Origin of the sequence: Ornithinimicrobium panacihumi, assembly GCF_052073805.1 — a bacterium.
GTDB lineage: Bacteria > Actinomycetota > Actinomycetes > Actinomycetales > Dermatophilaceae > Ornithinicoccus > Ornithinicoccus panacihumi.
In genome coordinates, this window is sequence record NZ_JBQGWG010000022.1 from 33,483 (window position 1) to 54,928 (window position 21,446).

Consider the following 21,446-nt stretch of genomic DNA (forward strand, 5'->3'; position numbering starts at 1 on the left):
CCCCGTAACCCACCACACCCCCCCACCCGAGGACCCCTCGCCCCGCTCCGGCGTCAGGGCGGTGAGCTCGTCGGCCAGCAGCTCGGCGCTGGTCAGCGGCCGGGGGGAGGCATCGACGGGGGAGGGGGCGGTGACCGGCTTCTCGGCCAGGCCGAGCTCCTGCATCCGGCGGGTGGTCACGAGCACACGTGACTCCAGGGTCCCGACGAGGTGGTTGTAGCTCTCCACCGACCGGCGCAGCGACCCTCCCATCGCGCCGAGATGCCGACCGAGCGTGCCGAGCCTGCGGTGCAGCTCGGTGCCCAGCGTGAGCAGCTCCCGGGCGTTGGCGGTCAGCGAGTCCTGCTGCCAGGCCAGCGCGGTGGCCCGAAGCATCGCCAGCAGCGTGCCTGGGGAGGCGAGCACCACGCGGCGGGACTGGGCGTGGTCGTAGAGGTCGGGCTCGGCCCGCAGCGCGGCGGCGAGGACCGCGTCGCTGGGCACGAAGCAGATGACCAGCTCGGGGGAGGCGGCGAAGGCGCTCCAGTAGTCCTTGCCGGCCAGGGTGTCCACGTGGCCACGGAGCGCCGTGGCATGGCTGCGCAGCAGGGAGGCCGCCTCGGCGGCCTCGAGCCCCTCGGCCTGGGCGCGAAGGAAGGCGGTCAGGGGGGCCTTGCTGTCGATCACCAGGCTCTTGCCGCCCGGCAGGTGGACCACCGCGTCCGGGCGCACCCGGGCATCGTGCCGGGTCGTGGCAGACACCTGCTCGTCGAAGTCGCAGCGCTCGAGCATGCCGGCGTGCTCCAGCACCCGCCGCAGCTGCACCTCGCCCCAGGTGCCCCGGGTGCCGGAAGAATTCAGTGCCCCGGCGAGGGCGGCCGTCTGCCGGTGGAGCGAGCGGGTCTCCTGCGCGACGTCCTCCAGCCTGCTGCCCACCTGGCCGAAGTGCTCCACGCGGTCCCGCTCCAGCACGCGGACCTGCTCCTCCACCCGGCGCAGCGTCTGTCCCAGCGGGGCCAGTGCGGCCGCCGCCTCACGGTCCTCGGCCAGGGCGCCCTGGAGGTGCTCCACCTGACGGGCCAGTCCGTCGCGCTCGGCCTGCGCCCGCGCAAGGTCCGCCGCCCCGCCCGAACGTGCCAGCCACCACCCCAGGCCGGCCCCGGCCAGGGCCACCAGCGTCGTGACGAGCGCGGCCTGCCACCAGAGGATCTCCATGCCGACCACTGTGCCAGCGGCCACCGACAGACCCGCGAGCAGGACGGGTCGTGACCAAACCGTGACCCCAGCCGTCGTTGACACCGTGCGGGCCGCTGGCTACCTTGTGCATGAAACATGAATCACCTTTCATGTCGCACGCTCACGAAGGAGTGCCCCGAATGTCCCGCACCACCGCCCTCGCCCTGACCATGGCCTCGGCGCTCACCCTCGCAGCGTGCGCACCGAGCCAGAACGACACGCCCGCCGAGAACGGCGGCAACGAGACCTCCAACGAGACCGGCGACGCCGGTGCCGCCGGTGGGGGCGACCCCGTCAAGGTCGGCATCATCTACTCCGAGACCGGCCCGCTGGCCGCCTACGGCAAGCAGTTCAAGGAGGGCCTGGAGGCGGGCCTCGACTACGCCACCGAGGGCAGCGGAGAGGTCGAGGGCCAGGCCATCGAGCTGACCTACCGCGACGACGCGGGCAACCCCGACACCGCCGTCGCCGCGGCCAAGGACCTGATCGGCCAGGACTACAAGATCATGGGTGGCACCGTCGTCTCCGGCATCGCCGTCGCGATGGCCGAGCAGGCCGCCCAGAACGAGATCCTCTACATCTCCGGCCCCGCCGCCACCGACGCGGTGACCGGCATCAACGACTACACCTTCCGCTCGGGCCGCCAGAGCCTGCAGGACGTCGCCACCGCGGCCGCGTTCCTGCCCGAGGACGGGGGCAAGATCGTCGTCCTGGCCCAGGACAACGCCTTCGGCCAGGGCAACTTCGCGGCCGTCCAGGCCGTGCTGGGCGGCGAGGGCGCCGAGGTCGAGAGCGTCCTGGTCCCCGAGGACGCCACCGAGTTCACCAGCTTCGCCCGTCAGGTCGTCGACGCCGACCCCGACCTGATCTTCGTGGCCTGGGCCGGCGCCAGCGCCGGCAACATGTGGCAGTCCCTGGACCAGCAGAGCGTCTTCGACGCGGCCCCCGTGGTCACCGGCCTGGCCGACAGCGCGACCTTCGCCGCCTACGGTCCCGCCGCCGACAAGATCTCCTTCCTCAACCACTACTTCCCCGGCGCCGTGGACACCGAGGCCAACAAGGCCCTGGTCGAGCACGTCGAGGAGGCCGGCGGCACCCCCGACCTGTTCACCGTCGACGGCTTCGTCATGGGCCAGATGATCGTCCAGGCCGTGGCCGAGGGCGACCCGACCGACGTCAACTCCATGGTCGACGCCCTCGCGGGCTGGGAGTTCGAGGGCCCCAAGGGTCCGATGAGCATCCGCGAGTCCGACCACGCGCTCATCCAGCCGATGTTCACCGTCAAGCTGAACCAGGACGGCGACGCCTGGGTCCCCGAGCTGATCGAGACCGTCTCCGGCGAGGACACCGCGCCGCCGGAGGCGTCCGGCCGGTGACCTCCCAGGCTCACCCCGGCGCGGGGGCCGCCACGGCCGCCCCCGCGCTGGAGGTCCGGGACCTGTCGCTGAAGATCGGCGGCGCGACGATCCTGGAGGACATCAGCTTCGCCGTGCCCACGGGCGAGATCGTGGGCGTGATCGGCCCCAACGGAGCGGGCAAGACGACCCTGTTCAACCTGATCTCCGGCGTGCACGCCCCGACCTCGGGGCAGGTGCTCCTGGCCGGTGAGGAGGTCACCGGGCGCTCGATCACCCAGCGTGCCGTGGCCGGCCTGGGGCGCACCTTCCAGACGTCCTCGGTCTTCCCCGGCCTCACGGTCCTGGAGAACGTCCGCCTCGCGGCCCAGGTCGCCGAGGGCAACGCGATCTCGCTGTTCCAGTTCCCCCGCCGCGGCGACAGCGCCTCGGCCCGCGCCACCGAGCTGCTGGACGAGGTCGGCCTCGGCGCCAAGCTCGCCGTCCGCTCCGGGGACCTGCCGCACGGCGACAAGCGCAAGCTGGAGATCGCCATGCTGCTGGCCACCAATCCCTCCGTCGTGCTGCTGGACGAGCCGATGGCCGGCGTCGCCTCCGGCGACGTCCCTGGTCTGACCGAGGTCATCCGCAGCCTGCACCGCGACCACGGGTGCACGGTCCTGATGGTCGAGCACCACATGGAGGTGCTGCTCGGCCTCGTCGAGCGGGTCGCCGTCCTGCACTTCGGCCACCTGCTGGCCATCGACAGCCCCGAGGCCGTCATGGCCGACCCGACCGTCCAGTCCGCCTACCTGGGGGAGAGCGCATGAGCGCCGCACCGGCCGGACACCCGGCCCCCACGCCCACCCCCGACGCCGGCCCCGCTCCCGTGCTCCGCGTCCGCGACCTGCAGGCCCACGTGGCCGGACAGCAGGTCGTCGAGCACGTCGACCTCGATGTCGCGCCCACCGGCGTCACCGCGCTCCTGGGCCGCAACGGCGTCGGCAAGACCTCGACGATCAAGGCGATCATGGGTCTGTACGCCCGCAGCGGCACCGTCGAGCTCGACGGGCAGGACCTGACGGCCCTGCCCACCTTCAAGATCGCCCAGCTCGGGGTCGGCTACGTCCCGGAGGACCGCGAGGTCTTCGCCGGGCTCTCGGTCACCGACAACCTGCGCATCGCCGAGCGCAAGGGCAGCAAGGGGGACCTGCGCTACGACCTGGTCTACGACCTCTTCCCCGAGCTCAAGCAGCGGGGCGCCCAGGCCGCCGGCACGCTCTCGGGCGGCCAGCAGCAGATGGTCTCCCTGGCGCGCGCGCTCCTCAACCCCAACCGCGTCCTGCTCATCGACGAGCCGACCAAGGGCCTGGCGCCCAAGCTGGTCCAGGAGGTCAGCGCCGTGCTGGCCCGCGCCGCCGAGGTCGTCCCCATGCTCCTGATCGAGCAGAACCTCCAGGTCGTGCGTGACCTGGCCCACCACGCGGTCGTGCTCACCGACGGCCGCAGCGTCCACCACGGGCCTGCCCGTGACTTCCTCGACGACCCCCGGGCCACGCAGCGTCTGCTCGGCGTGCACGGCGGTCAGGACGGAGCCGGAGTCGTATGAGCACCGTCGTCCTCCTCCTCATCACCGGCGTCGGCCTCGGTGCGATCTACTTCCTGGTCGCCTCGGGCCTGTCGCTGATCTACGGGCTCATGCACGTGCTCAACTTCGCGCACGGCGTCTTCCTCTCCCTGGGGGCCTTCCTGGGGTATGAGGTGGCCACGCGCCTGGGCACCACCACCTGGCTCGGCTTCGCGGTCTCGCTCGTGGTCGGTGCCCTGGCCGGCGCGCTGTTCGCCGCCCTGACCGAGCGCTTCCTCGTGCAGCGCCTCTACGAGCGCCACATCGAGCAGGTCCTCATCACGGTGGGGCTGGGCCTGGCCGCCGTCGCCCTCTTCGAGGGCATCTGGGGCACCGACCCGCGCTTCATCACCGGCCCGGCCTGGATGGGGCAGACCACCAACATCCTGGGCGCCCAGGTGCCCAACGACCGCTTCGTGGCGATCATCGTCGCCGCCGTGGTGCTGGTCGCCATGGTCCTGTTCTTGCACAAGACCCGCTACGGCATGATCATCCGCGCCGGGGTGGAGAACCGCGCGATGGTGACCGCCCTGGGGATCGACGTGCGCACGGCCTTCACCCTCGTGTTCACGATCGGCGGTGTCGCCGCCGGGCTGGGGGGAGTGCTGGCCAGCCACTACTTCGGCTACGTCTCCCCGCTGCTGGGCCAGACCCTGCTGATCTTCGCCTTCATCGTCACGGTGATCGGTGGCCTGGGGTCGTTGACCGGTGCCGCCGTCGCCTCGGTGCTGGTGGCCCTGCTCCAGCAGTTCGCCAACTACTACGCCGGCGGGACCGGTGACCTGGCGGTCGTCGTCCTGCTCGCCGTCGTCCTGCTCACCCGGCCCTCGGGCCTCCTGGGGAGGAAGGTCGCATGAGCCTGCTCCGTCGCTTCTGGCCGCTCGCGCTGGTCGTCCTCCTGGCCTGCCTGCCGCTGCTCAACCTCTCCCTGCCCGGCGTGCTGCCGGGACCGACCTACACCCCGGGCACGCTGCACCTGCTGGCGCTGGTCATGGTGATGGCCGGCCTGGCGCTGTCCTACCACCTGCTGCTCGGCGTCGCGGGCCTGCTGTCCTTCGGTCACGCCCTCTACTTCGGCTTCGGCGCCTACGTGCTCGGCATCATCATGGGCGAGCTCGGGATCGGCCTGGTGCCGGCCGCGCTCATCACCCTGGTGCTCGGGATCGTGCTGGCCAACATCCTGGGCGCGATCAGCCTGCGGGTGACCGGGATCCCCTTCGCGATGGTCACCCTGGCCTTCGCCCAGGCCGGCTCGGTGGTCGTGCGCCGTGACTTCTTCGACGTCACCGGCGCCGAGGAGGGCCTGCGCCTGCCCACCAAGCAGGTCCCGGACTGGCTGGTCGGCGTCGCGGACACCCGCAATGTCTACTGGCTGGCGCTCGCCGTCCTGGTCATCGCCTTCCTCCTGGTCACCTGGGTCCAGAACAGCCGGGCCGGGCACGTCGCCGAGGCCGTCCGGGAGAACGAGCTGCGGGTCCGGGTCCTGGGCATGCGGCCCTTCCTGGTCAAGCTGGCCATCTTCGTCTCCGCCTCGGCCATCGCCATCCTCATGGGCATGGTCCACCTGCTGCTCAACTCCGGCGCCATCCCGCACGTGGTCAGTGCCGAGCTGACCATCCAGCTGGTGCTCATGGTCGTCATCGGCGGGGTCGGCTCGAAGTGGGGCGCGATGGCCGGCGCGGCCATCTACGTGCTGCTCAGCCAGCGGCTCACCGTGCTCGCCCGGGCCGAGTGGATCGACCGGCTGCCGGCCTTCCTGCACATCCCGCTGTCGGAGCCGATGTTCATCCTCGGCGTCCTCTTCATCCTCGTCGTGCTCTTCCTGCCCGGCGGCGTCGCCGGCACCGGCAGGCGCCTGTGGCGCGGTGGCCGAGGGGGGCGCGACGGCCAGGACGAGGGTCGCGAGATGCTGGAGAGCGTGGACGACGAACCTGCACAGGCGGCTGGACTGCGATGAGCGGAGCGAGCGACGGTGCCCAGACGCTGGGCCGGTGGCCCGGCGACCGTGCCAGGCTCTGCCCCGAGCGGGTGGCCATCGTCGACCGCGGTGTCGAGCTGACCTATGGCGACCTGGACCGGCGCGCCGGCGCGCTGGCGCGGGCCTGGCGGGAGGCCGGCTACCGCCGGGGCGACCGGGTCGCCACCCTCGTGGGCAACGGCGCCGACCACGTCGTCGCCTTCTTCGCCTGCGCCCGCGCGGGCCTGGTCCTGGTCCCGCTGTCCTGGCGGCTGACGCCGCTCGAGCTCGCCGAGCAGCTCTCCACCTGCGATCCCTCGCTGCTCCTGGTGGAGGAGGAGACCGAGACCCTCGCCCGCGGCGCCCTGGCGCTGACCGCCGCCCCGGTCCCCACCGCATACCTGGGGGAGCAGGGCGTGGAGCAGGCGACGCCCGCGCCCTGGCGCTCCCGCGACGACGGTGCGCGGACCCTGCCGCAGGGGGTCAGGGACGAGGACCCGCTCCTGATGATCTTCACCTCCGGCAGCTCGGCGCGGCCCAAGGCCGCGGTGCTGACCCACCGGACCTGCTTCTGGACCAACCTGTCCCTGTCGCGCACCCTCGAGCTCGACGACGCCGACGTGGTGCTCAGCATCCTGCCGCAGTTCCACGTCGGGGGCTGGAACGTCCAGCCGCTGCTGGCCTGGTGGACCGGTGCGACCGTGGTGCTCGAGCGCTCCTTCGACCCCGGGCGGGTGCTGCGGCTGATCGCCGAGCGCGGGGTCACCACGATGATGGGGGTGCCGACCCACTACGCACGGCTGGCCGAGCACCCGCGCTTCGCCGAGACCGACTTCAGCTCCCTGCGCGGGGCCGTCGTCGGCGGCGCGCCCATGCCGGCGCCGCTGCTGCGGATCTTCCACGCCCGGGGCGTGGCGCTCACCCAGGGCTACGGGCTGACCGAGGCCGGCCCCAACGTGCTGTGCGTGCCCCCGGCCCTGGCGATGGACCGTGTCGGCTGGGCCGGCGTCCCCTATCCCCACGTCGACGTCCGGCTGGTCGACCCGGTGACGGACCAGGAGGTCGAGGGCCCGGGCACCGGTGAGCTCATGGTGCGCGGCCCCGGCATGTTCGCCGGCTACTTCCGCGACGAGGAGGCCACTGCGGCGGTCTCGCGCGACGGCTGGCTGGCCACCGGTGACGTAGCCACCCGCGACGAGACCGGGCTCCTGCGGATCGTGGACCGTCTGCGCAACATCTTCATCAGCGGTGGGGAGAATGTCGCCCCGGTCGAGGTCGAGACCGCCCTGCTCACCCACCCCGCGGTCGAGGACGTCGTCGTCGGCGGCGTCCCGCACCCGAGCTGGGGCGAGGCGGGTGTCGCCCTCGTCGTCCGGCGCCCGGGCGTCGTGACCGACGAGACCGAGCTGGTCGAGCACTGCCGCGCGCAGCTGGCGGGCTACAAGATCCCCGTCGCGGTCCACTTCGTCCCCGAGTTGCCCTACCTGGCCGTCGGCAAGCTCGCGCGCGACCGGGCCCGGAGGGTGGCGCTGGACCTGCTGGACCTGGAGGGCCACGACCTGGGCAGCGCGGCCCGCTCCGGCGAGAGGAGCACGTCGTGAGCGCCGAGGCCACCCCGCCGCGGGCCGCCCGGCCGGCCCGCACCGCCCGTGGGGCGCGCACGAGGGCCCGGCTGCTGGAGGCCGCCGAGCACGTCTTCGCCACCGTGGGCTATCCCGACGCCTCGATCGTCAAGATCACCGAGGAGGCCGGGGTCGCGCTGGGCACCTTCTACGTGCACTTCCCCGGCAAGAAGGAGATCTTCGACGAGGTCGTGCTCGACCTGTCGCGCCGCGTCCGGCAGGCGATGAGCGAGGGCTCCGCCGGCGCCGCGAACCGGCTCGAGGCCGAGCGCGAGGGCTTCCGCGCCTTTTTCCGCTTCACCGCCGAGCACCCCGCGCTCTACCGGATCATCCGGCAGGCCGAGTTCGTCTCGCCCGAGACGATGCAGGAGCACTACACGCGCATCGTCGACGGCTATGCCGCCGGCCTCTCGGAGGCCCGGGAGCGTGGCGACATCCGGCCCGTGGACCCGACAGTCGCCGCCTGGGCCCTGATGGGTGCCGGTGAGCTGATCGGCATGCGGTGGATCCTGTGGGAGCAGGCCGACGGCATCCCCGACGACACCTTCGAGGCTCTCATGGACGTGATCCAGGGCGCCCTGGCCCCGCACCCCTGCCACGAAAGGCTGACCGATGACGACTGAGACCACGACGGTTGACCTGCCTGAGACCCTGGCCGTCCTGGTGGGGGGGCGCTACCGCACCGAGGACGTCCCCGTGCGCGGGGGCACCATGCGGGTGGCCGTGTGGGAGCCCGAGGGCGGGGACGCGTCGGCCCCGACCGTGCTCGCGGTCCACGGCATCACCTCCTCCCACGTCGCCTGGACGCTGCTGGCGCAGGCCATGCCCGACGTGCGGGTCGTGGCGCCCGACCTGCGGGGCCGTGGGCGGTCGCGCGACCTGCCCGGCCCCTACGGCATGCCCTCGCACGCCGACGACTGCGCCGCGGTCCTGGAGCATCTCGGGATCGAGCAGGCCCTGGCGGTCGGTCACTCGATGGGCGGCTTCGTCTCGCTCGTGCTCGCCGACCGGCACCCTGACAAGGTCACCTCGGTCGTGCTGGTGGACGGGGGTATGCCGCTCGAGCCGCCTCCCGGCGTCGCACCGGAGCAGCTCTCGCAGGCCATCCTCGGCCCCGCCGCGCAGCGGTTGGCGATGACCTTCGCCGACCGGCCGGCCTACCGCGAGTTGTGGGCCGAGCACCCGGCGTTCACGCCGGACTGGACCGACCTGTTCACCGCCTACGTCGACTACGACCTCGTGCCGGACGGGGACGGGGGCGAGTGGCGGCCGGCGACCAGGGTCGAGGCGCTGCAGGAGGACATCCGCGAGCTCGTCGACGGTGACTCGCTGCTGAAGGCTCTGGAGAACCTGCGCCACCCGGCGCGATGGCTGGTGGCGCCCCGCGGCCTCATGGACGAGGTGCCCCCGCTCTACCCCGAGGCGGCCCGGGACCGGTGGACCACCGAGCTGCCGGACCTGCAGCTGTCCATGGTCGAGGACGTCAACCACTACACGATCGCGATGCGCCAGGAAGGCGTCGACCAGATCGTCTCCCACATCCGCGCCGCGCTGGCGGACTGAAGGACACAGCCTTGGTGCTGACCTCCCGGTCAGGCGAGAAGTCCGCGCATGGCGGGAGCCACGGCATACCCCGGCTAGACTCTTGTCCCCGTGGCCCTCACCATCGGAATCGTCGGACTGCCCAATGTCGGCAAGTCCACCATGTTCAACGCCCTGACCAAGAACACCGTGCTCGCGGCGAACTACCCCTTCGCCACCATTGAGCCCAACGTCGGTGTCGTCCCGCTGCCGGACGCGCGGCTGGGTCGGCTGGCGGAGATCTTCGGCTCGGAGCGGATCCTGCCCGCGACCGTGTCCTTCGTCGACATCGCCGGCATCGTCAAGGGCGCCTCCGAGGGGGAGGGGCTGGGCAACAAGTTCCTGGCCAACATCCGCGAGGCCGACGCGATCTGCCAGGTCGTCCGTGCCTTCGAGGACGGTGACGTCGTGCACGTGGACGGCAAGGTCTCGCCCAAGGACGACATCGAGGTCATCGAGACCGAGCTGATCCTGGCCGACCTGCAGACGCTGGAGAAGGCCGTGCCGCGCCTGGAGAAGGAGGCGCGGATCAAGAAGGACGTCAAGCCCGCGCTCGACAACGCGCTCGCCGCGCAGAAGGTCCTCGAGGAGGGGCGGACCCTGTATGCGGCAGGCGTCGCCGGCGGCGTCGACCTCGCGATGTCGCGCGAGCTGGGGCTGCTGACGACCAAGCCCTTCATCTACGTCTTCAACCTCGACGAGGACCAGCTCGCCGACACCAAGCTGCACGCGCGGCTCGCCGAGCTCGTCGCCCCCGCCGACGCGGTCTTCCTCAACGCCAAGCTCGAGATGGACCTGATGGAGATGGACGCCGACGAGGCGCTGGAGCTGCTCCAGTCCTTCGGCGCCGAGGAGTCCGGCCTGGACCAGCTGGCCCGGGTCGGCTTCCACACCCTCGGTCTGCAGACCTACCTGACCGCCGGCCCCAAGGAGTCGCGCGCCTGGACCATCCGCCAGGGCTGGACCGCCCCGCAGGCGGCCGGCGTCATCCACACCGACTTCGAGCGCGGCTTCATCAAGGCCGAGGTCGTCTCCTTCGAGGACCTGGACGCGCACGGCTCCATGGCGGCGGTGAAGGCGGCCGGCAAGGCCCGCATGGAGGGCAAGGACTACGTCATGGCTGATGGTGACGTGGTGGAGTTCCGCTTCAACGTGTAGCGCAGGCTCGCCGCGGCTGCGACAATGGGAACTCCGAGCTCCTGGAGCCCCCATGGCAGCAGCCCCGTCCGCACGTCGGTTCGCCCTCGTCCCTCTCGTCGTGATCCTGGGCGTGGCCCTGGCGTCAGCCGGGTCGCAGGGAGGGCAGCGCCCCGGCGGCGTGCCGCTCTTCGCGCTCGCCGTCGCCCTCGCCTTCCTGATCCAGTGGATCGCCTTCCTCCCGGCCTGGAAGCTGCAGACGGAGCGGCACTTCGACCTTACCGGCTCGCTCACCTACATCGCGGTGACGATCTTCCTCCTCGCCGCCGTCCCCGAGCGGGGAGCTCGGACCTACCTGCTCGCCGCCATGGTCGTGGTCTGGGCGGTGCGGCTGGGGTCCTTCCTCTTCACCCGGATCAGCCGCAGCGGCGGCGATGGACGGTTCGACGAGATCAAGCCCGACACCGTCCGGTTCCTGGGCGTGTGGACCATCCAGGGACTGTGGGTGTCCCTGACCGCTGCGGCAGCCTGGATCGCGATGACCTCCGACCGGGCCGGGGGGATCGACGTGTGGGCGATCGTCGGGCTGGCGATGTGGCTCGTCGGCTTCACCGTCGAGGTGGTCGCCGACCTGCAGAAGAGCACCTTCAACCGGGAGCACAAGGGGGAGTTCATCTCCGTCGGCCTGTGGTCCCGGTCCCGGCACCCCAACTACTTCGGCGAGATCCTGCTGTGGGTCGGCGTCCTCGTTGTCGCCCTGCCGGCCCTGTCCGGGTGGCAGTATGTCGCGCTGCTCTCGCCAGTCTTCGTCACCCTCCTGCTCGCCAGGGTGTCCGGCGTCCCGCTGCTGGAGAAGCGAGCGCAGGAGAAGTGGGGCGAGGACCCGGCCTACCAGTCCTATGTCTCCCGCACACCGGTCCTCGTCCCTCGGCTCACGCAGCCACGTCCTGAGTAGGGGTGTTGACCGAACTACACGGGTGTGACTACTATCCCTAGTGCTGGTTCGACACGCATTCCTCAAGATATTGGGGTGATGGGTGACGAGACAACAGGGAACCCGGTGTGACTCCGGGACTGCCCCGCAGCGGTATGAGGGAACGACCGGCGACATCAGCACTGGCCTCCGGGCTGGGAAGCGTCGTCCACTAGGCACAGCACGTCCCGTGCTCCGCCCTCGAGTCCGAAGACCTGCCAGCGCCCGGGCCCCAAGGCCCGGTTTTCGACCATCGGTCTCGTGGGACGACCGGGCGCACACCAGGTGGCCCACCCGCGTGACCTCTGCTTCGAGGAGAGAGCATGGCGACCACCACACCCGCCCCCATCACCGTCTACAGCAAGCCCGTCTGCGTCCAGTGCACCGCGACCTATCGCGCGCTCGACAAGGCCGGGCTGGACTACCAGGTGGTCGACCTCACCGAGGACGAGGAGGCCATGATCAAGGTCATGGCGATGGGCTACCAGCAGGCGCCGGTCGTCGTCGCCGGCGAGGTGAGCTGGGCGGGTTTCCGTCCCGACCTCATCCGGGCCATGGGTGCCCGTTCCGCCGTCGCCTGACCGCCTCCTCGCAGCGTCGCCATGAGGCTGGTCTACTTCTCCTCGGCCTCGGAGAACACCCACCGCTTCGTGCAGAAGCTGGGGCTGCCTGCCGACCGCATCCCGCTGAGCGCCACCGACGCACCGCTGCACGTCAACGAGCCCTACGTGCTCATCGTCCCCACCTACGGGGGAGGGAACGGCACCACCAGGGGCGCGGTGCCCAGGCAGGTCATCTGCTTCCTCAACGATCCCGGCAACCGCAGCCTCATCCGTGGGGTCATCGCGGCCGGCAACACCAACTTCGGCCAGGACTACGGCAAGGCCGGCGACATCGTCGCCGCCAAGTGCCAGGTCCCCCGGCTGGACCGCTTCGAACTGATGGGCACGCCCGACGACGTCGTGCGCGTCCGCGAAAGGCTCACCACCCCATGACCAGCACCATCCTGACCGACACCGGACCCGAGACGGTCGCCACCGACGTGGTGGACTACCACGCCCTCAACGCCCTGCTCAACCTCTACGACGCGGACGGCAAGATCCAGTTCGACGCCGACCGGATGGCGGCTCGGCAGTACTTCCTCCAGCACGTCAACCAGAACACCGTCTTCTTCCACTCCCTGCGCGAGAAGTTGGACTACCTGGTGGAGGAGGGCTACTACGAGGCCCCGGTCCTGGACCGCTACGACTTCGCGTTCGTCAAGAGCCTCTTCAAGCGGGCGTATGCGGTGAAGTTCCGCTTCCCGACGTTCATGGGAGCGTTCAAGTACTACACCTCCTACACCCTCAAGACCTTCGACGGGACCCGCTACCTGGAGCGCTTCGAGGACCGCGTCTGCATGGTCGCCCTGACGCTCGCCGCCGGGGACCGGGTGCTCGCGGAGCGGATCGTCGACGAGATCATGGCCGGCCGCTTCCAGCCGGCGACCCCCACCTTCCTCAACGCCGGCAAGGCGCAGCGCGGGGAGCTGGTCTCCTGCTTCCTGCTCCGCATCGAGGACGACATGGAGTCGATCGCGCGCGCCATCAACTCATCGCTCCAGCTGTCCAAACGCGGTGGGGGAGTTGCCTTGTCGCTCACCAACATCCGCGAGGCTGGGGCGCCCATCAAGAAGATCCAGAACCAGTCCTCGGGCGTCATCCCGGTGATGAAGCTGCTCGAGGACTCCTTCTCCTACGCCAACCAGCTCGGAGCGCGCCAGGGGGCCGGGGCGGTCTACCTCAACGCCCACCACCCGGACATCCTGGCCTTCCTGGACACCAAGCGGGAGAACGCCGATGAGAAGATCCGGATCAAGACGCTCTCCCTGGGCGTGGTCGTCCCCGACATCACCTTCGAACTGGCCAAGAAGAACGAGGACATGTACCTCTTCAGCCCCTATGACGTCGAGCGCGTCTACGGGGTGGCCTTCAGCGAGATCTCGGTGACCGAGAAGTACCACGAGATGGTCGACGACAAGCGGATCACCAAGAAGAAGATCAACGCCCGCAAATTCTTCCAGACCCTGGCCGAGATCCAGTTCGAGTCCGGCTACCCCTACCTGATGTTCGAGGACACGGTGAACCGTGCCAACCCGATCGAGGGCCGGGTGACGATGTCCAACCTGTGCTCGGAGATCCTGCAGGTGTCCACGCCCTCGACCTACCACGAGGACCTGTCCTTCGAGACCGTCGGCAAGGACATCTCCTGCAACCTCGGCTCCCTCAACATCGCCAAGGCGATGGATTCCCCGGACTTCGGGGCGACCATCGACACCGCGGTCCGGGCACTGACGGCCGTCTCGGACCAGTCCAACATCGCCTGCGCGCCGAGCATCGAGCGGGGCAACCGGATGAGCCACGCCATCGGCCTGGGCCAGATGAACCTGCACGGCTACCTGGCCCGGGAGCAGATCCACTACGGCTCCGACGAGGGCCTGGACTTCACGAACATGTACTTCTACGCCGTGACCTTCCACGCGATCGCGGCCTCCTGCCGGATCGCCCGGGAGCGGGGCGAGCGCTTCGAGGGTTTCGAGCAGAGCCAGTACGCCTCGGGTGAGTTCTTCAGCAAGTACGTCGACGGTGACTGGGCCCCGCGGACCGGGAAGGTCGCCGCGCTCTTCGAGGCCTCCGGGATCACCCTGCCGACGCCGGAGGACTGGCGTGCGCTGGCGGCCGAGGTGGCCGAGCACGGGATGTACAACCAGAACCTCCAGGCCGTCCCTCCGACCGGGTCGATCAGCTACATCAACCACTCGACCAGCTCGATCCACCCGATCGTCTCCAAGATCGAGATCCGCAAGGAGGGCAAGATCGGGCGGGTCTACTACCCGGCGCCCTACATGACCAACGACAACCTGGAGTACTACCAGGACGCCTACGAGATCGGTCCCGAGGCGATCATCGACACCTACGCCGAGGCGACCAAGCACGTCGACCAGGGGCTGTCGCTGACCCTCTTCTTCCCCGACACGGCCACCACCCGTGACATCAACAAGGCCCAGATCTACGCCTGGCGCAAGGGCATCAAGACGATCTACTACATCCGGTTGCGCCAGCTCGCCCTGGCCGGCACCGAGGTCGACGGCTGCGTCAGCTGCATGCTCTGAGCGCCCGCACCCAACCCGGCCACACCACATACCCAGAGAGAAGACGCACGATGACGAAGAAGCTCACCCTGCTGCGGGGGGTCCAGGCGATCAACTGGAACCGCATCGAGGACGAGGTCGACAGCCAGGTCTGGGACCGCCTGACCAGCAACTTCTGGCTCCCCGAGAAGGTGCCGCTGTCAAACGACATCCCGTCCTGGCGGACCTTGACGCCGCAGGAGCAGCTCATGACCACCCGGGTCTTCACCGGGCTGACGATGCTGGACACCATCCAGGGCACGGTCGGGGCGGTCTCGCTCATCCCCGACGCCCTCACCCCGCACGAGGAGGCGGTCTACACCAACATCGCCTTCATGGAGTCGGTGCACGCGAAGAGCTACAGCTCGATCTTCTCGACCCTGATCTCGACCGCCGAGATCGACGACGCCTTCCGGTGGAGCGAGGAGAACGAGTATCTCCAGCGCAAGGCGCAGATCGTCCTCGACTTCTACTACGGCGACGACCCGGCCAAGCGCAAGGTCGCCTCCACGATGCTGGAGTCCTTCCTCTTCTACTCCGGCTTCTACGCGCCGATGTACTGGTCCAGCCGGGCGAGGCTGACCAACACGGCCGACCTGATCCGGCTGATCATCCGGGACGAGGCGGTGCACGGCTACTACATCGGCTACAAGTTCCAGCAGTCGATCAGGCAGGCCGACCCCGCGCGACGGGCCGAGCTGAAGGACTACACCTTCGACCTGCTCATGGAGCTCTACGACAACGAGGAGTCCTACACCGAGGACCTCTACGACCCGCTGGGGCTGACCGAGGACGTCAAGATGTTCCTGCGCTACAACGCCAACAAGGCCTTGATGAACCTCGGGTATGAGGCTCTCTTCCCTGCGGAGGCCACGGCAGTCTCCCCGGCGATCCTTGCCGCGCTGTCCCCGAACGCGGACGAGAACCACGACTTCTTCTCGGGGTCGGGCTCGTCCTACGTCATGGGCAAGGCGGTCAACACCGAGGACGACGACTGGGCGTTCTAAGACCCTGATCTAGCTGACAGCCCGTACGGGCTGGTGAGAGGCCCGGAACTGCAGGTTTCTGCAGTTCCGGGCCTCTTTTCGTGCCTTCTCTCGAAGAACAGAGGAGGACAGCAATGAACACGAGTACCCGTTCGGTGGGGCACGACGGGGGCACGAACGCACCTGAGACATGGGTGAGGGGGTGCCCGCCCACTGGAAAACCGGTTCGGCGTGCCCCTGACGTCGTGCCCCAGCGTGCCCCACACGGCGCACTGGACAGCCCGAGATCCGCGAGATTCTGCAGATCTTGCCGCCTCTGCCCGGCAAGGGGCACGAGGGGGCACGACCGCCCGCGAGAGTCTACGCGAGTCCACGGGAGGGCATCATGAGCACTCAGGAACGGGAGAAATCGGTCAAGAAGCGCGAGGCGTGGGGGAGGCTGCGAAAGCTCCCGTCGGGCCGCTGGCAGGCCAGATATCCGGGGCCGGACGGTGAGATGTACACCGCCCGCACAGACGATGACAAGCCACTGACGTTCTTGTCGAAGACCGATGCGCGGACCTGGCTCGCCGGGGTGCACACGAAGATCGCGCGCGATCTGTGGGAGCCTCCTTCGGTTCTTGCTGCTCGGCTGCGTGCGGAAGCTGAAGCGGACAAGGCTCGGTCTATCGGGTTTGCGGAGTATGCCGAACGCTGGATTGAGATGATCCGCACGCGACCGGGACGTAACGGTAAGCGGCGTGCGGCGGGAACCGTGCGCTCGTACAAAGGCAAGATCACTGGGTATCTTGTTCCCGAGTTCGGAGATACCCCAGTCCGCAACATCGACGTGGCCCGGATCCACGAGATGACTGACCGCTTGGACAAGATCCCGTCGCCGCTCAATCCGAAGTCGAAATTCAATGGCATCTCGCAGCCCGTGCTGATCGTCCTGATGATGATCTTGCGCCAGGCGGCACGAGACGGCATCATCCCAGCCGCACCTGACATCTCGATTCCGAAGCAGGCATCGGTGCGCCATGATGCGGATCACGACCAGAGCGAGGACGTGGCAAGTCCGCAGCAGGTCGAAGCACTCTACGACGCGACACCCCAGCTGTATGCCATCGCGGTGCTGTTCGCAGCATGGTGCCAACTGCGGCGAGCGGAGTGCCTTGGGTTGCAACGTCGAGATATCGAATGGCACCTTGACGGGAGCGCAACGCTGCATGTGCGTCGGCAGTTGAACGCGAACACGGGAGACTACACGGACTTGAAGAGCGACGCTGGGAAGAGGTCGCTCAGCATCCCCGCTCTCATGGTCGATCGGCTCCGAGAACATCTGAGCGTCAACGTGGCTCCCGAGGCCAAAGCTCCAGTCATCCCAGGCAGCGTGTGCGGCAACGTGCCGTTGTCGAACACGAGGTGGGGGCACATCTGGGCCGAGAGCCGCGACGCGGTAGCGGGCTTACCCCATCGATTCCGATTCCATGACCTTCGGCATACCGGCCTGACCCTCTTCGCTCAGGAAGGGGCGACACTCGCCGAACTGATGCGCCGTGGTGGTCACTCGGACATTCGGGTCGTGCTCCGCTACCAGCACGCCACGATGGTTCGTGATCGGGAACTCGCCGACAGAATGAGCCAGCGAGTCTCCGCCATGTTTGCCGCCGCCGAAGCAGAGGACGAACCGGACGAGGCAACGAAGGACGTCGACGGACACCTGTTGAGCGAACCCATCCCACTGATAAAGGGGCAAGCTCATGGCAACTCGGAACCCATCGTCACCCGAGCCGAGGCTGGTTTCGTTGGTAGTCGCAGCGGAGAGCTTCAGCGTGTCGGTTAAGACTCTCCGGCGTCGGATCTCAGACGGCACTATCCACGGCTACCGAGTTGGTCGGCTCATCCGGGTCGACATGAACGAGCTGCAGGAGCGTCTCCTAGTCGAAATACCGTCCGCGAAGTGAGAAGACAGAGCCGCCCCGTACCCGAGAGAGTACGGGGCGGCTCTGCTTGGTACGGCACCGTCGCACTAAACGTGCGAGAGGTGATCGGAGCCGTCGTCAGAGATGACGGCTCACCCTTCGCTGCGGCGGGCGGCGCGGCGCTCCTCACGCCGGGCGGAACAAAGCTGGAGGTAGAGGCGGAGCCCGTGGAAGATGAACCGGAAGCCCTGGCAGATCGCGATCAGGACGATGAGGTGGAGCCATTCGGGGCTGCCGTGGTCGATGAGGACGGTGCAGCCGTAGGCGATGCCGAAGTACGCGGCCCCGACGAGCGTGGCCCACAGGCCCCATTTCGGGTCGCGCTGGGTGCGGAACCAGTCGAGAAGGATTGTCGAGGGTATCCAGGGGCGCAGTATCCGGAAGAGGATCAGTATGGCGATGAAGATGAGCCAGATCATGGTCAAGTCCTCCTGAAGCGGCGACGCTTCCTATGGGATGGACTTGCCGAGACGGTTTCCCGGTTCGTCTGCCACCTGCCTGGGGCCGGTGGCGACTTGCTGAACATTGATGTCGCCTACCCCTGATTTTACCGCCTCCGAACGGCAGCGGGAAGAGTCCCATTGCCCGGCGGCGTGCTCACGGCGGCAGACCTCACACGAGAGCGGGGCCGAAGCCTGCGTGTTGCGGCTTCGGTCCCGCGAGGAGTGTGGCGGTCAGGTGATCTCGCCGGTTTCGGGGTTGAGGTTGGCGTAGAAGTTGCGTTCGAGTTGGCGGCGACGCTCGACGTCGGCGATGACGTAGGCCACGAAGTCCTCGTCGCGGTTGGTGATCGGGGTGTCTTCGATCGGGTCGGCTTCCGCCTCGCCGGGCCAGACGGTCTGGCGGGTGGGCCGGTCTCGGTCGACGCGGGTGCCGCACGCGGCAACCCAGTCGCGTAGCCGCTGCTTAGCATCCGCGAAGTCCCGGTGCCAGCCGATCGGGGCCGATCCGTTCTGCTGCGGATCGAACGCGCACAACCAATGCGTGTGCAGCGCGCTCAGTTCCCAATGCAGCTCGGGATGCCGATGCCACATCGGAGGGATCACCGATGCGGACAGCCCGTAGGTCTTGCGCAGCCAGTTCACCCACTGGTTCAGTTCCAACCAGGCGGCCTCGGCGTCGTCGGCGCTCAGCAGGTTCCAGTTGATCGGGCCGGGCGGTTCATCGAGCATCGGCCCCGCCGCCCCGTCCCGGCCCGTGGTGGCAGGGGCAGCCTCGGGTTCCGGCTCATCCTGCTCGGGTACGAAGTCTTCGTCGTCGTTCATGGCGGCCCCCGCGCCTTACCGCGACATGACGAAAGGCTCGCGCTGCTGCGCGGGCTGGTCGCCGAGCCCGAACGCCTGACTGCGATCGAGGCCCGGAGCCTCACGCTGCGGGGCGTCCTGCTGGGGCGCGCGCTCGACGGTGTAGGGCGTCCACATCATGTCGTGCCCGATCTTCGTGGCGACGAACTCTTCGCGCTCGTTGCCGTGCTGATCGGTGAACTCCCGCACGTACCCCTGGGCTATGAAGCGGTCGTCCTGCTGGAACTTCTGGCTCGCTTCTTCGGCGGTCTTGCGGAACAGCACCATGTCGTGGAACGTAGTGCCGGTCTTGACGAACGAATCCTCGCCGTCGCGACGGAAGTGCTCGACGCCGACACGGGCGTAGAGCCGTGGAATGCCGCTCTGACCATAGATGAGTTTCGGGTCGGAGTCGATGAATCCCACCAGGGCCTGGCGCGGGCGCAGCTTCGCCCGCTCCTGCCGCTGCTCGTTCTGCGGTGCGTTCTGCTCGTCCATCAGCGTGCCTCCTACCTCGCGGTGCCCCGCCCGGAAGCGGCGCAGCTTGTGTGTGGCGGTAAGGTGCACGACGCGGCCCGCGAGCCTTAGAGCCCTCGCGTGGGCAAAGCCCGCACCCGCGACTGCGGCGAGGAACCGGCCCCGCCGGATACGGGGCTGCGTTCCGGGTTCGGGCGCACCCCGAGCGCGGGCCGGTGCGCGCGCACGGTCTCCACGCTCAGCCCCTTCGAGGAGTGCTCCGGCGCGGGTTCGGGTTGTGCTGCGTGGTCGATGTCTGCGTGCATCGCGGCCAGCTGGGTCTCGATCCGGGCGAGGTCTTCCTCCGCGTCGGCGAGGGCCTGGGCGTGGCGGAACGGTTGGCCGATGCGCTGCTCGGCGTCGTCGCGTTCTTGTTCGGCGCTGGCGAGGTCGCTGCGGGCTTGCTCGAGGAGCGAGGGGATACCGGAGGCGCGGTTCTCGATGCGCTGGATCAGGCCGACACCGCCGTCGAGGAACGCCTGCCGGGTCATGACGAACCCGCTACGCGGCACACCGTCCAGTCGGATGTTCACCATCGGGTCGCCGCCGAGGGACGGGCTGGTCGAAATGGTGATCTCGAAGCCGCTGATACGCCCGATGGTGCCGTAGTCGCGGGAGGCGTAGCGAGGTGCCCACTTCAGGTCGGAGTCGTGCGCCCACGCCGCGAGCGCGTGCGCGGCGTCGGTGCGGGAGGTGTAGGTGCTGCCGCGCAGCTCGATGAAGCGCCCCAGGTTTGATGCCGCTTCCTTTCGAGTCCGGAAGGATGCATGTCATGCCGAAGAAGATCGATCCCGAGCTGAAGGCTCGGGCTGTGCGGTTGGTGCTGGAGCACCGCAACGAGTACCCGACGATGACCGCGGCCGTGCTGGCGGTCTCCCGGCAGGAAGGAGTGGGCAAGGAATCGTTGCGGCGGTGGGTCGCCCAGGCCGAGATCGATGCCGGCGACCGGCCAGGGACCACCACGGCCGAGCAGGCGGAGATCAAGAAGCTGAAGGCCGAGAACCGGCGGCTGCGTGAGGACGTGGCCATCCTGAAGGCGGCCACGAGTTTCTTCGTGGGGGAGCTCGACCCCCGGAACCGATGATCATGGCGTTCATCGACGCCCAGCGCGCCCAGGGGCACGCGGTCGAGTCGATCTGCCGGGTCCTGCGCGAGCAGGGCCTGCAGGTCGCCGCGCGCACCTACCGGGCCTGGAAGAACAACTCCCGCCAGCCCTCGGCCCGCACGCACACCGATGCTCTGGTGATGGACCTGGTGCGCGACCTGGCCTGGACCACCAACACCCGCACCGGCGCCCGTCAGCTAGCCCCGGAAGGGCTGTACGGGCGACGCAAGATGACCGCGCTGGTCCGCCGCAGCGGCCTGCCCGACGCCTCGGCCGGGGCGGTCGACCGGGCGATGCGCGCCCTGGGCCTGTCCGGCCTCCGCCGCGACAAGGGCATCCGGACCACGATCCCCACCAAGGACGGGCGGCGCGCTGGCGACCTGTTGGATCGCGACTTCACCGCCACCTGCCCGAACCAGACCTGGGTGATGGACTTCACCTACGTCCGGGCCTGGACCGGGTGGGTGTACGTCGCGTTCGTCCTGGACGTCTTCGCCCAGCGGATCGTGGCCTGGCACGCTGCCACGACCAAGGAGGTCGACCTGGTGATGACCCCGCTGCGGATGGCGATCTGGCAGCGTGACCACGACGGGCACCCCGTCGCACCCGGCCTGATCTGCCACGCGGACGCCGGGTCGCAGTACACCTCGCTGCGATTCACCGAGCACCTGGCCCTGGAAGGCCTGCGACCCTCCATCGGCTCGGTCGGTGATGCGTTCGACAACGCCTTGATGGAGAGCGCCATCGGCCTGTACAAGACCGAGTGCATCCGCACCACCGTCTTCTGCGACGGGCCCTACAAGACCATCGCGGACGTCGAGTACGCCACCGCTGCCTGGGTCGACTGGTACAACCAGCGACGCCTCCACGGCAGCCTTGGCATGATGTCCCCAGTGGAGTACGAGAACGCCCACTACGCGACCCTCAACCGAGAGCCGCAACCCGTATAGGAGCGGCACAGAACCTGGGGCGCTTCA

At 69.0% G+C, this 21,446-nt stretch carries 21 protein-coding genes, 1 riboswitch and 1 other annotated feature; of the genes, 16 read left to right on the forward strand and 5 right to left on the reverse strand.

The window, feature by feature from the left end:
- A partial coding sequence (locus ACTMMA_RS15330) for a DNA recombination protein RmuC (RefSeq protein WP_441190989.1) occupies nucleotides 1-1,194 on the reverse strand: 1,194 nt, incomplete at its 3' end.
- Between the two features lie 161 nt (nucleotides 1,195-1,355).
- On the opposite strand from ACTMMA_RS15330, the gene ACTMMA_RS15335 reads away from it, so the two are divergent.
- From ACTMMA_RS15335 to ACTMMA_RS15405, 15 genes are all read left to right on the forward strand, one after another.
- The gene (locus tag ACTMMA_RS15335) at nucleotides 1,356-2,591 is read left to right on the forward strand and encodes a substrate-binding domain-containing protein (RefSeq protein ID WP_441190990.1); all 1,236 of its coding nucleotides are present in this window, start codon (nucleotides 1,356-1,358) and stop codon (nucleotides 2,589-2,591) included.
- A complete protein-coding gene (locus ACTMMA_RS15340) occupies nucleotides 2,588-3,379 on the forward strand; it encodes an ABC transporter ATP-binding protein (protein WP_441190991.1) in 792 nt (263 codons plus the stop codon). Before ACTMMA_RS15335 ends, ACTMMA_RS15340 begins: the two co-directional genes overlap by 4 nt.
- On the forward strand, nucleotides 3,376-4,158 hold the full coding sequence (locus ACTMMA_RS15345) for an ABC transporter ATP-binding protein (protein WP_441190992.1): 783 nt from the start codon (nucleotides 3,376-3,378) through the stop codon (nucleotides 4,156-4,158). The genes ACTMMA_RS15340 and ACTMMA_RS15345 overlap by 4 nt, the downstream gene beginning before the upstream one ends.
- The gene (locus ACTMMA_RS15350) at nucleotides 4,155-5,033 is read left to right on the forward strand and encodes a branched-chain amino acid ABC transporter permease (protein WP_441190993.1); all 879 of its coding nucleotides are present in this window, start codon (nucleotides 4,155-4,157) and stop codon (nucleotides 5,031-5,033) included. The genes ACTMMA_RS15345 and ACTMMA_RS15350 overlap by 4 nt, the downstream gene beginning before the upstream one ends.
- Entirely contained in the window at nucleotides 5,030-6,133 is a 1,104-nt protein-coding gene (locus tag ACTMMA_RS15355) for a branched-chain amino acid ABC transporter permease (protein ID WP_441190994.1), read from the forward strand. Before ACTMMA_RS15350 ends, ACTMMA_RS15355 begins: the two co-directional genes overlap by 4 nt.
- Complete coding sequence (locus ACTMMA_RS15360; RefSeq protein WP_441190995.1) at nucleotides 6,130-7,734, forward strand: class I adenylate-forming enzyme family protein; 1,605 nt, start codon at nucleotides 6,130-6,132, stop codon at nucleotides 7,732-7,734. The genes ACTMMA_RS15355 and ACTMMA_RS15360 overlap by 4 nt, the downstream gene beginning before the upstream one ends.
- Nucleotides 7,731-8,378: a TetR/AcrR family transcriptional regulator gene (locus tag ACTMMA_RS15365; RefSeq protein WP_441190996.1), complete on the forward strand. Its 648-nt coding sequence runs from the start codon at nucleotides 7,731-7,733 to the stop codon at nucleotides 8,376-8,378. The genes ACTMMA_RS15360 and ACTMMA_RS15365 overlap by 4 nt, the downstream gene beginning before the upstream one ends.
- The gene (locus ACTMMA_RS15370) at nucleotides 8,368-9,318 is read left to right on the forward strand and encodes an alpha/beta fold hydrolase (protein WP_441190997.1); all 951 of its coding nucleotides are present in this window, start codon (nucleotides 8,368-8,370) and stop codon (nucleotides 9,316-9,318) included. Before ACTMMA_RS15365 ends, ACTMMA_RS15370 begins: the two co-directional genes overlap by 11 nt.
- 90 nt (nucleotides 9,319-9,408) lie before the next feature.
- Nucleotides 9,409-10,494, forward strand: coding sequence for a redox-regulated ATPase YchF (gene ychF, locus ACTMMA_RS15375; protein ID WP_441190998.1), 1,086 nt, complete (start codon nucleotides 9,409-9,411; stop codon nucleotides 10,492-10,494).
- Between the two features lie 52 nt (nucleotides 10,495-10,546).
- The gene (locus ACTMMA_RS15380) at nucleotides 10,547-11,428 is read left to right on the forward strand and encodes a DUF1295 domain-containing protein (RefSeq protein ID WP_441190999.1); all 882 of its coding nucleotides are present in this window, start codon (nucleotides 10,547-10,549) and stop codon (nucleotides 11,426-11,428) included.
- Between the two features lie 27 nt (nucleotides 11,429-11,455).
- Nucleotides 11,456-11,683, forward strand: a riboswitch (cobalamin riboswitch).
- 86 nt (nucleotides 11,684-11,769) lie between these two features.
- Entirely contained in the window at nucleotides 11,770-12,027 is a 258-nt protein-coding gene (gene nrdH, locus ACTMMA_RS15385) for a glutaredoxin-like protein NrdH (protein ID WP_441191000.1), read from the forward strand.
- Nucleotides 12,028-12,048: 21 nt separating this feature from the next.
- Nucleotides 12,049-12,441, forward strand: coding sequence for a class Ib ribonucleoside-diphosphate reductase assembly flavoprotein NrdI (gene nrdI, locus ACTMMA_RS15390; protein ID WP_441191001.1), 393 nt, complete (start codon nucleotides 12,049-12,051; stop codon nucleotides 12,439-12,441).
- Nucleotides 12,438-14,597 (forward strand): class 1b ribonucleoside-diphosphate reductase subunit alpha, encoded by a 2,160-nt coding sequence (nrdE, locus tag ACTMMA_RS15395; protein WP_441191002.1) that lies wholly within the window; start codon nucleotides 12,438-12,440, stop codon nucleotides 14,595-14,597. Before nrdI ends, nrdE begins: the two co-directional genes overlap by 4 nt.
- Nucleotides 14,598-14,647: 50 nt before the next feature.
- The gene (nrdF, locus tag ACTMMA_RS15400) at nucleotides 14,648-15,622 is read left to right on the forward strand and encodes a class 1b ribonucleoside-diphosphate reductase subunit beta (protein ID WP_441191003.1); all 975 of its coding nucleotides are present in this window, start codon (nucleotides 14,648-14,650) and stop codon (nucleotides 15,620-15,622) included.
- Nucleotides 15,623-15,986: 364 nt separating this feature from the next.
- Nucleotides 15,987-17,426, forward strand: a complete 1,440-nt coding sequence (locus tag ACTMMA_RS15405; protein WP_441191004.1) for a tyrosine-type recombinase/integrase — start codon at nucleotides 15,987-15,989, stop codon at nucleotides 17,424-17,426.
- Between the two features lie 231 nt (nucleotides 17,427-17,657).
- On the opposite strand, the gene ACTMMA_RS15410 is transcribed toward ACTMMA_RS15405, so the two are convergent.
- The 4 genes from ACTMMA_RS15410 to ACTMMA_RS15425 form a co-directional block, all read right to left on the reverse strand.
- Nucleotides 17,658-17,984, reverse strand: a complete 327-nt coding sequence (locus tag ACTMMA_RS15410; protein ID WP_441191005.1) for a sulfate permease — start codon at nucleotides 17,982-17,984, stop codon at nucleotides 17,658-17,660.
- Between the two features lie 255 nt (nucleotides 17,985-18,239).
- A complete protein-coding gene (locus ACTMMA_RS15415) occupies nucleotides 18,240-18,830 on the reverse strand; it encodes a hypothetical protein (RefSeq protein ID WP_441191006.1) in 591 nt (196 codons plus the stop codon).
- A gap of 15 nt (nucleotides 18,831-18,845) precedes the next feature.
- Complete coding sequence (locus ACTMMA_RS15420) at nucleotides 18,846-19,346, reverse strand: single-stranded DNA-binding protein (RefSeq protein ID WP_441191007.1); 501 nt, start codon at nucleotides 19,344-19,346, stop codon at nucleotides 18,846-18,848.
- 86 nt (nucleotides 19,347-19,432) lie between these two features.
- A complete protein-coding gene (locus ACTMMA_RS15425; protein ID WP_441191008.1) occupies nucleotides 19,433-19,855 on the reverse strand; it encodes a hypothetical protein in 423 nt (140 codons plus the stop codon).
- 281 nt (nucleotides 19,856-20,136) lie between these two features.
- Here ACTMMA_RS15425 and ACTMMA_RS15430 point away from each other — a divergent pair.
- A protein-coding gene (locus ACTMMA_RS15430) for an IS3 family transposase (RefSeq protein WP_441189664.1) occupies nucleotides 20,137-21,419 on the forward strand; the annotation gives its coding sequence in 2 pieces (ribosomal slippage) (nucleotides 20,137-20,410 and nucleotides 20,410-21,419; 1,284 coding nt in all).
- Nucleotides 20,406-20,540: a sequence feature (AL1L pseudoknot), on the forward strand. It overlaps the preceding gene by 135 nt.
- Nucleotides 21,420-21,446 lie beyond the last annotated feature (27 nt).

Coding starts and splice junctions, on each gene's coding strand:
- ACTMMA_RS15335 (WP_441190990.1), top strand. CDS start 1,356: ATGTCCCGCACCACCGCCCTCGCCCTGACCATGGCCTCGGCGCTCACC.
- ACTMMA_RS15345 (WP_441190992.1), top strand. CDS start 3,376: ATGAGCGCCGCACCGGCCGGACACCCGGCCCCCACGCCCACCCCCGAC.
- ACTMMA_RS15350 (WP_441190993.1), top strand. CDS start 4,155: ATGAGCACCGTCGTCCTCCTCCTCATCACCGGCGTCGGCCTCGGTGCG.
- ACTMMA_RS15355 (WP_441190994.1), top strand. CDS start 5,030: ATGAGCCTGCTCCGTCGCTTCTGGCCGCTCGCGCTGGTCGTCCTCCTG.
- ACTMMA_RS15360 (WP_441190995.1), top strand. CDS start 6,130: ATGAGCGGAGCGAGCGACGGTGCCCAGACGCTGGGCCGGTGGCCCGGC.
- ACTMMA_RS15370 (WP_441190997.1), top strand. CDS start 8,368: ATGACGACTGAGACCACGACGGTTGACCTGCCTGAGACCCTGGCCGTC.
- ACTMMA_RS15380 (WP_441190999.1), top strand. CDS start 10,547: ATGGCAGCAGCCCCGTCCGCACGTCGGTTCGCCCTCGTCCCTCTCGTC.
- nrdH (WP_441191000.1), top strand. CDS start 11,770: ATGGCGACCACCACACCCGCCCCCATCACCGTCTACAGCAAGCCCGTC.
- nrdI (WP_441191001.1), top strand. CDS start 12,049: ATGAGGCTGGTCTACTTCTCCTCGGCCTCGGAGAACACCCACCGCTTC.
- nrdE (WP_441191002.1), top strand. CDS start 12,438: ATGACCAGCACCATCCTGACCGACACCGGACCCGAGACGGTCGCCACC.
- nrdF (WP_441191003.1), top strand. CDS start 14,648: ATGACGAAGAAGCTCACCCTGCTGCGGGGGGTCCAGGCGATCAACTGG.
- ACTMMA_RS15405 (WP_441191004.1), top strand. CDS start 15,987: ATGAGCACTCAGGAACGGGAGAAATCGGTCAAGAAGCGCGAGGCGTGG.
- ACTMMA_RS15410 (WP_441191005.1), bottom strand. CDS start 17,984: ATGATCTGGCTCATCTTCATCGCCATACTGATCCTCTTCCGGATACTG.
- ACTMMA_RS15415 (WP_441191006.1), bottom strand. CDS start 18,830: ATGAACGACGACGAAGACTTCGTACCCGAGCAGGATGAGCCGGAACCC.
- ACTMMA_RS15420 (WP_441191007.1), bottom strand. CDS start 19,346: ATGGACGAGCAGAACGCACCGCAGAACGAGCAGCGGCAGGAGCGGGCG.
- ACTMMA_RS15425 (WP_441191008.1), bottom strand. CDS start 19,855: ATGACCCGGCAGGCGTTCCTCGACGGCGGTGTCGGCCTGATCCAGCGC.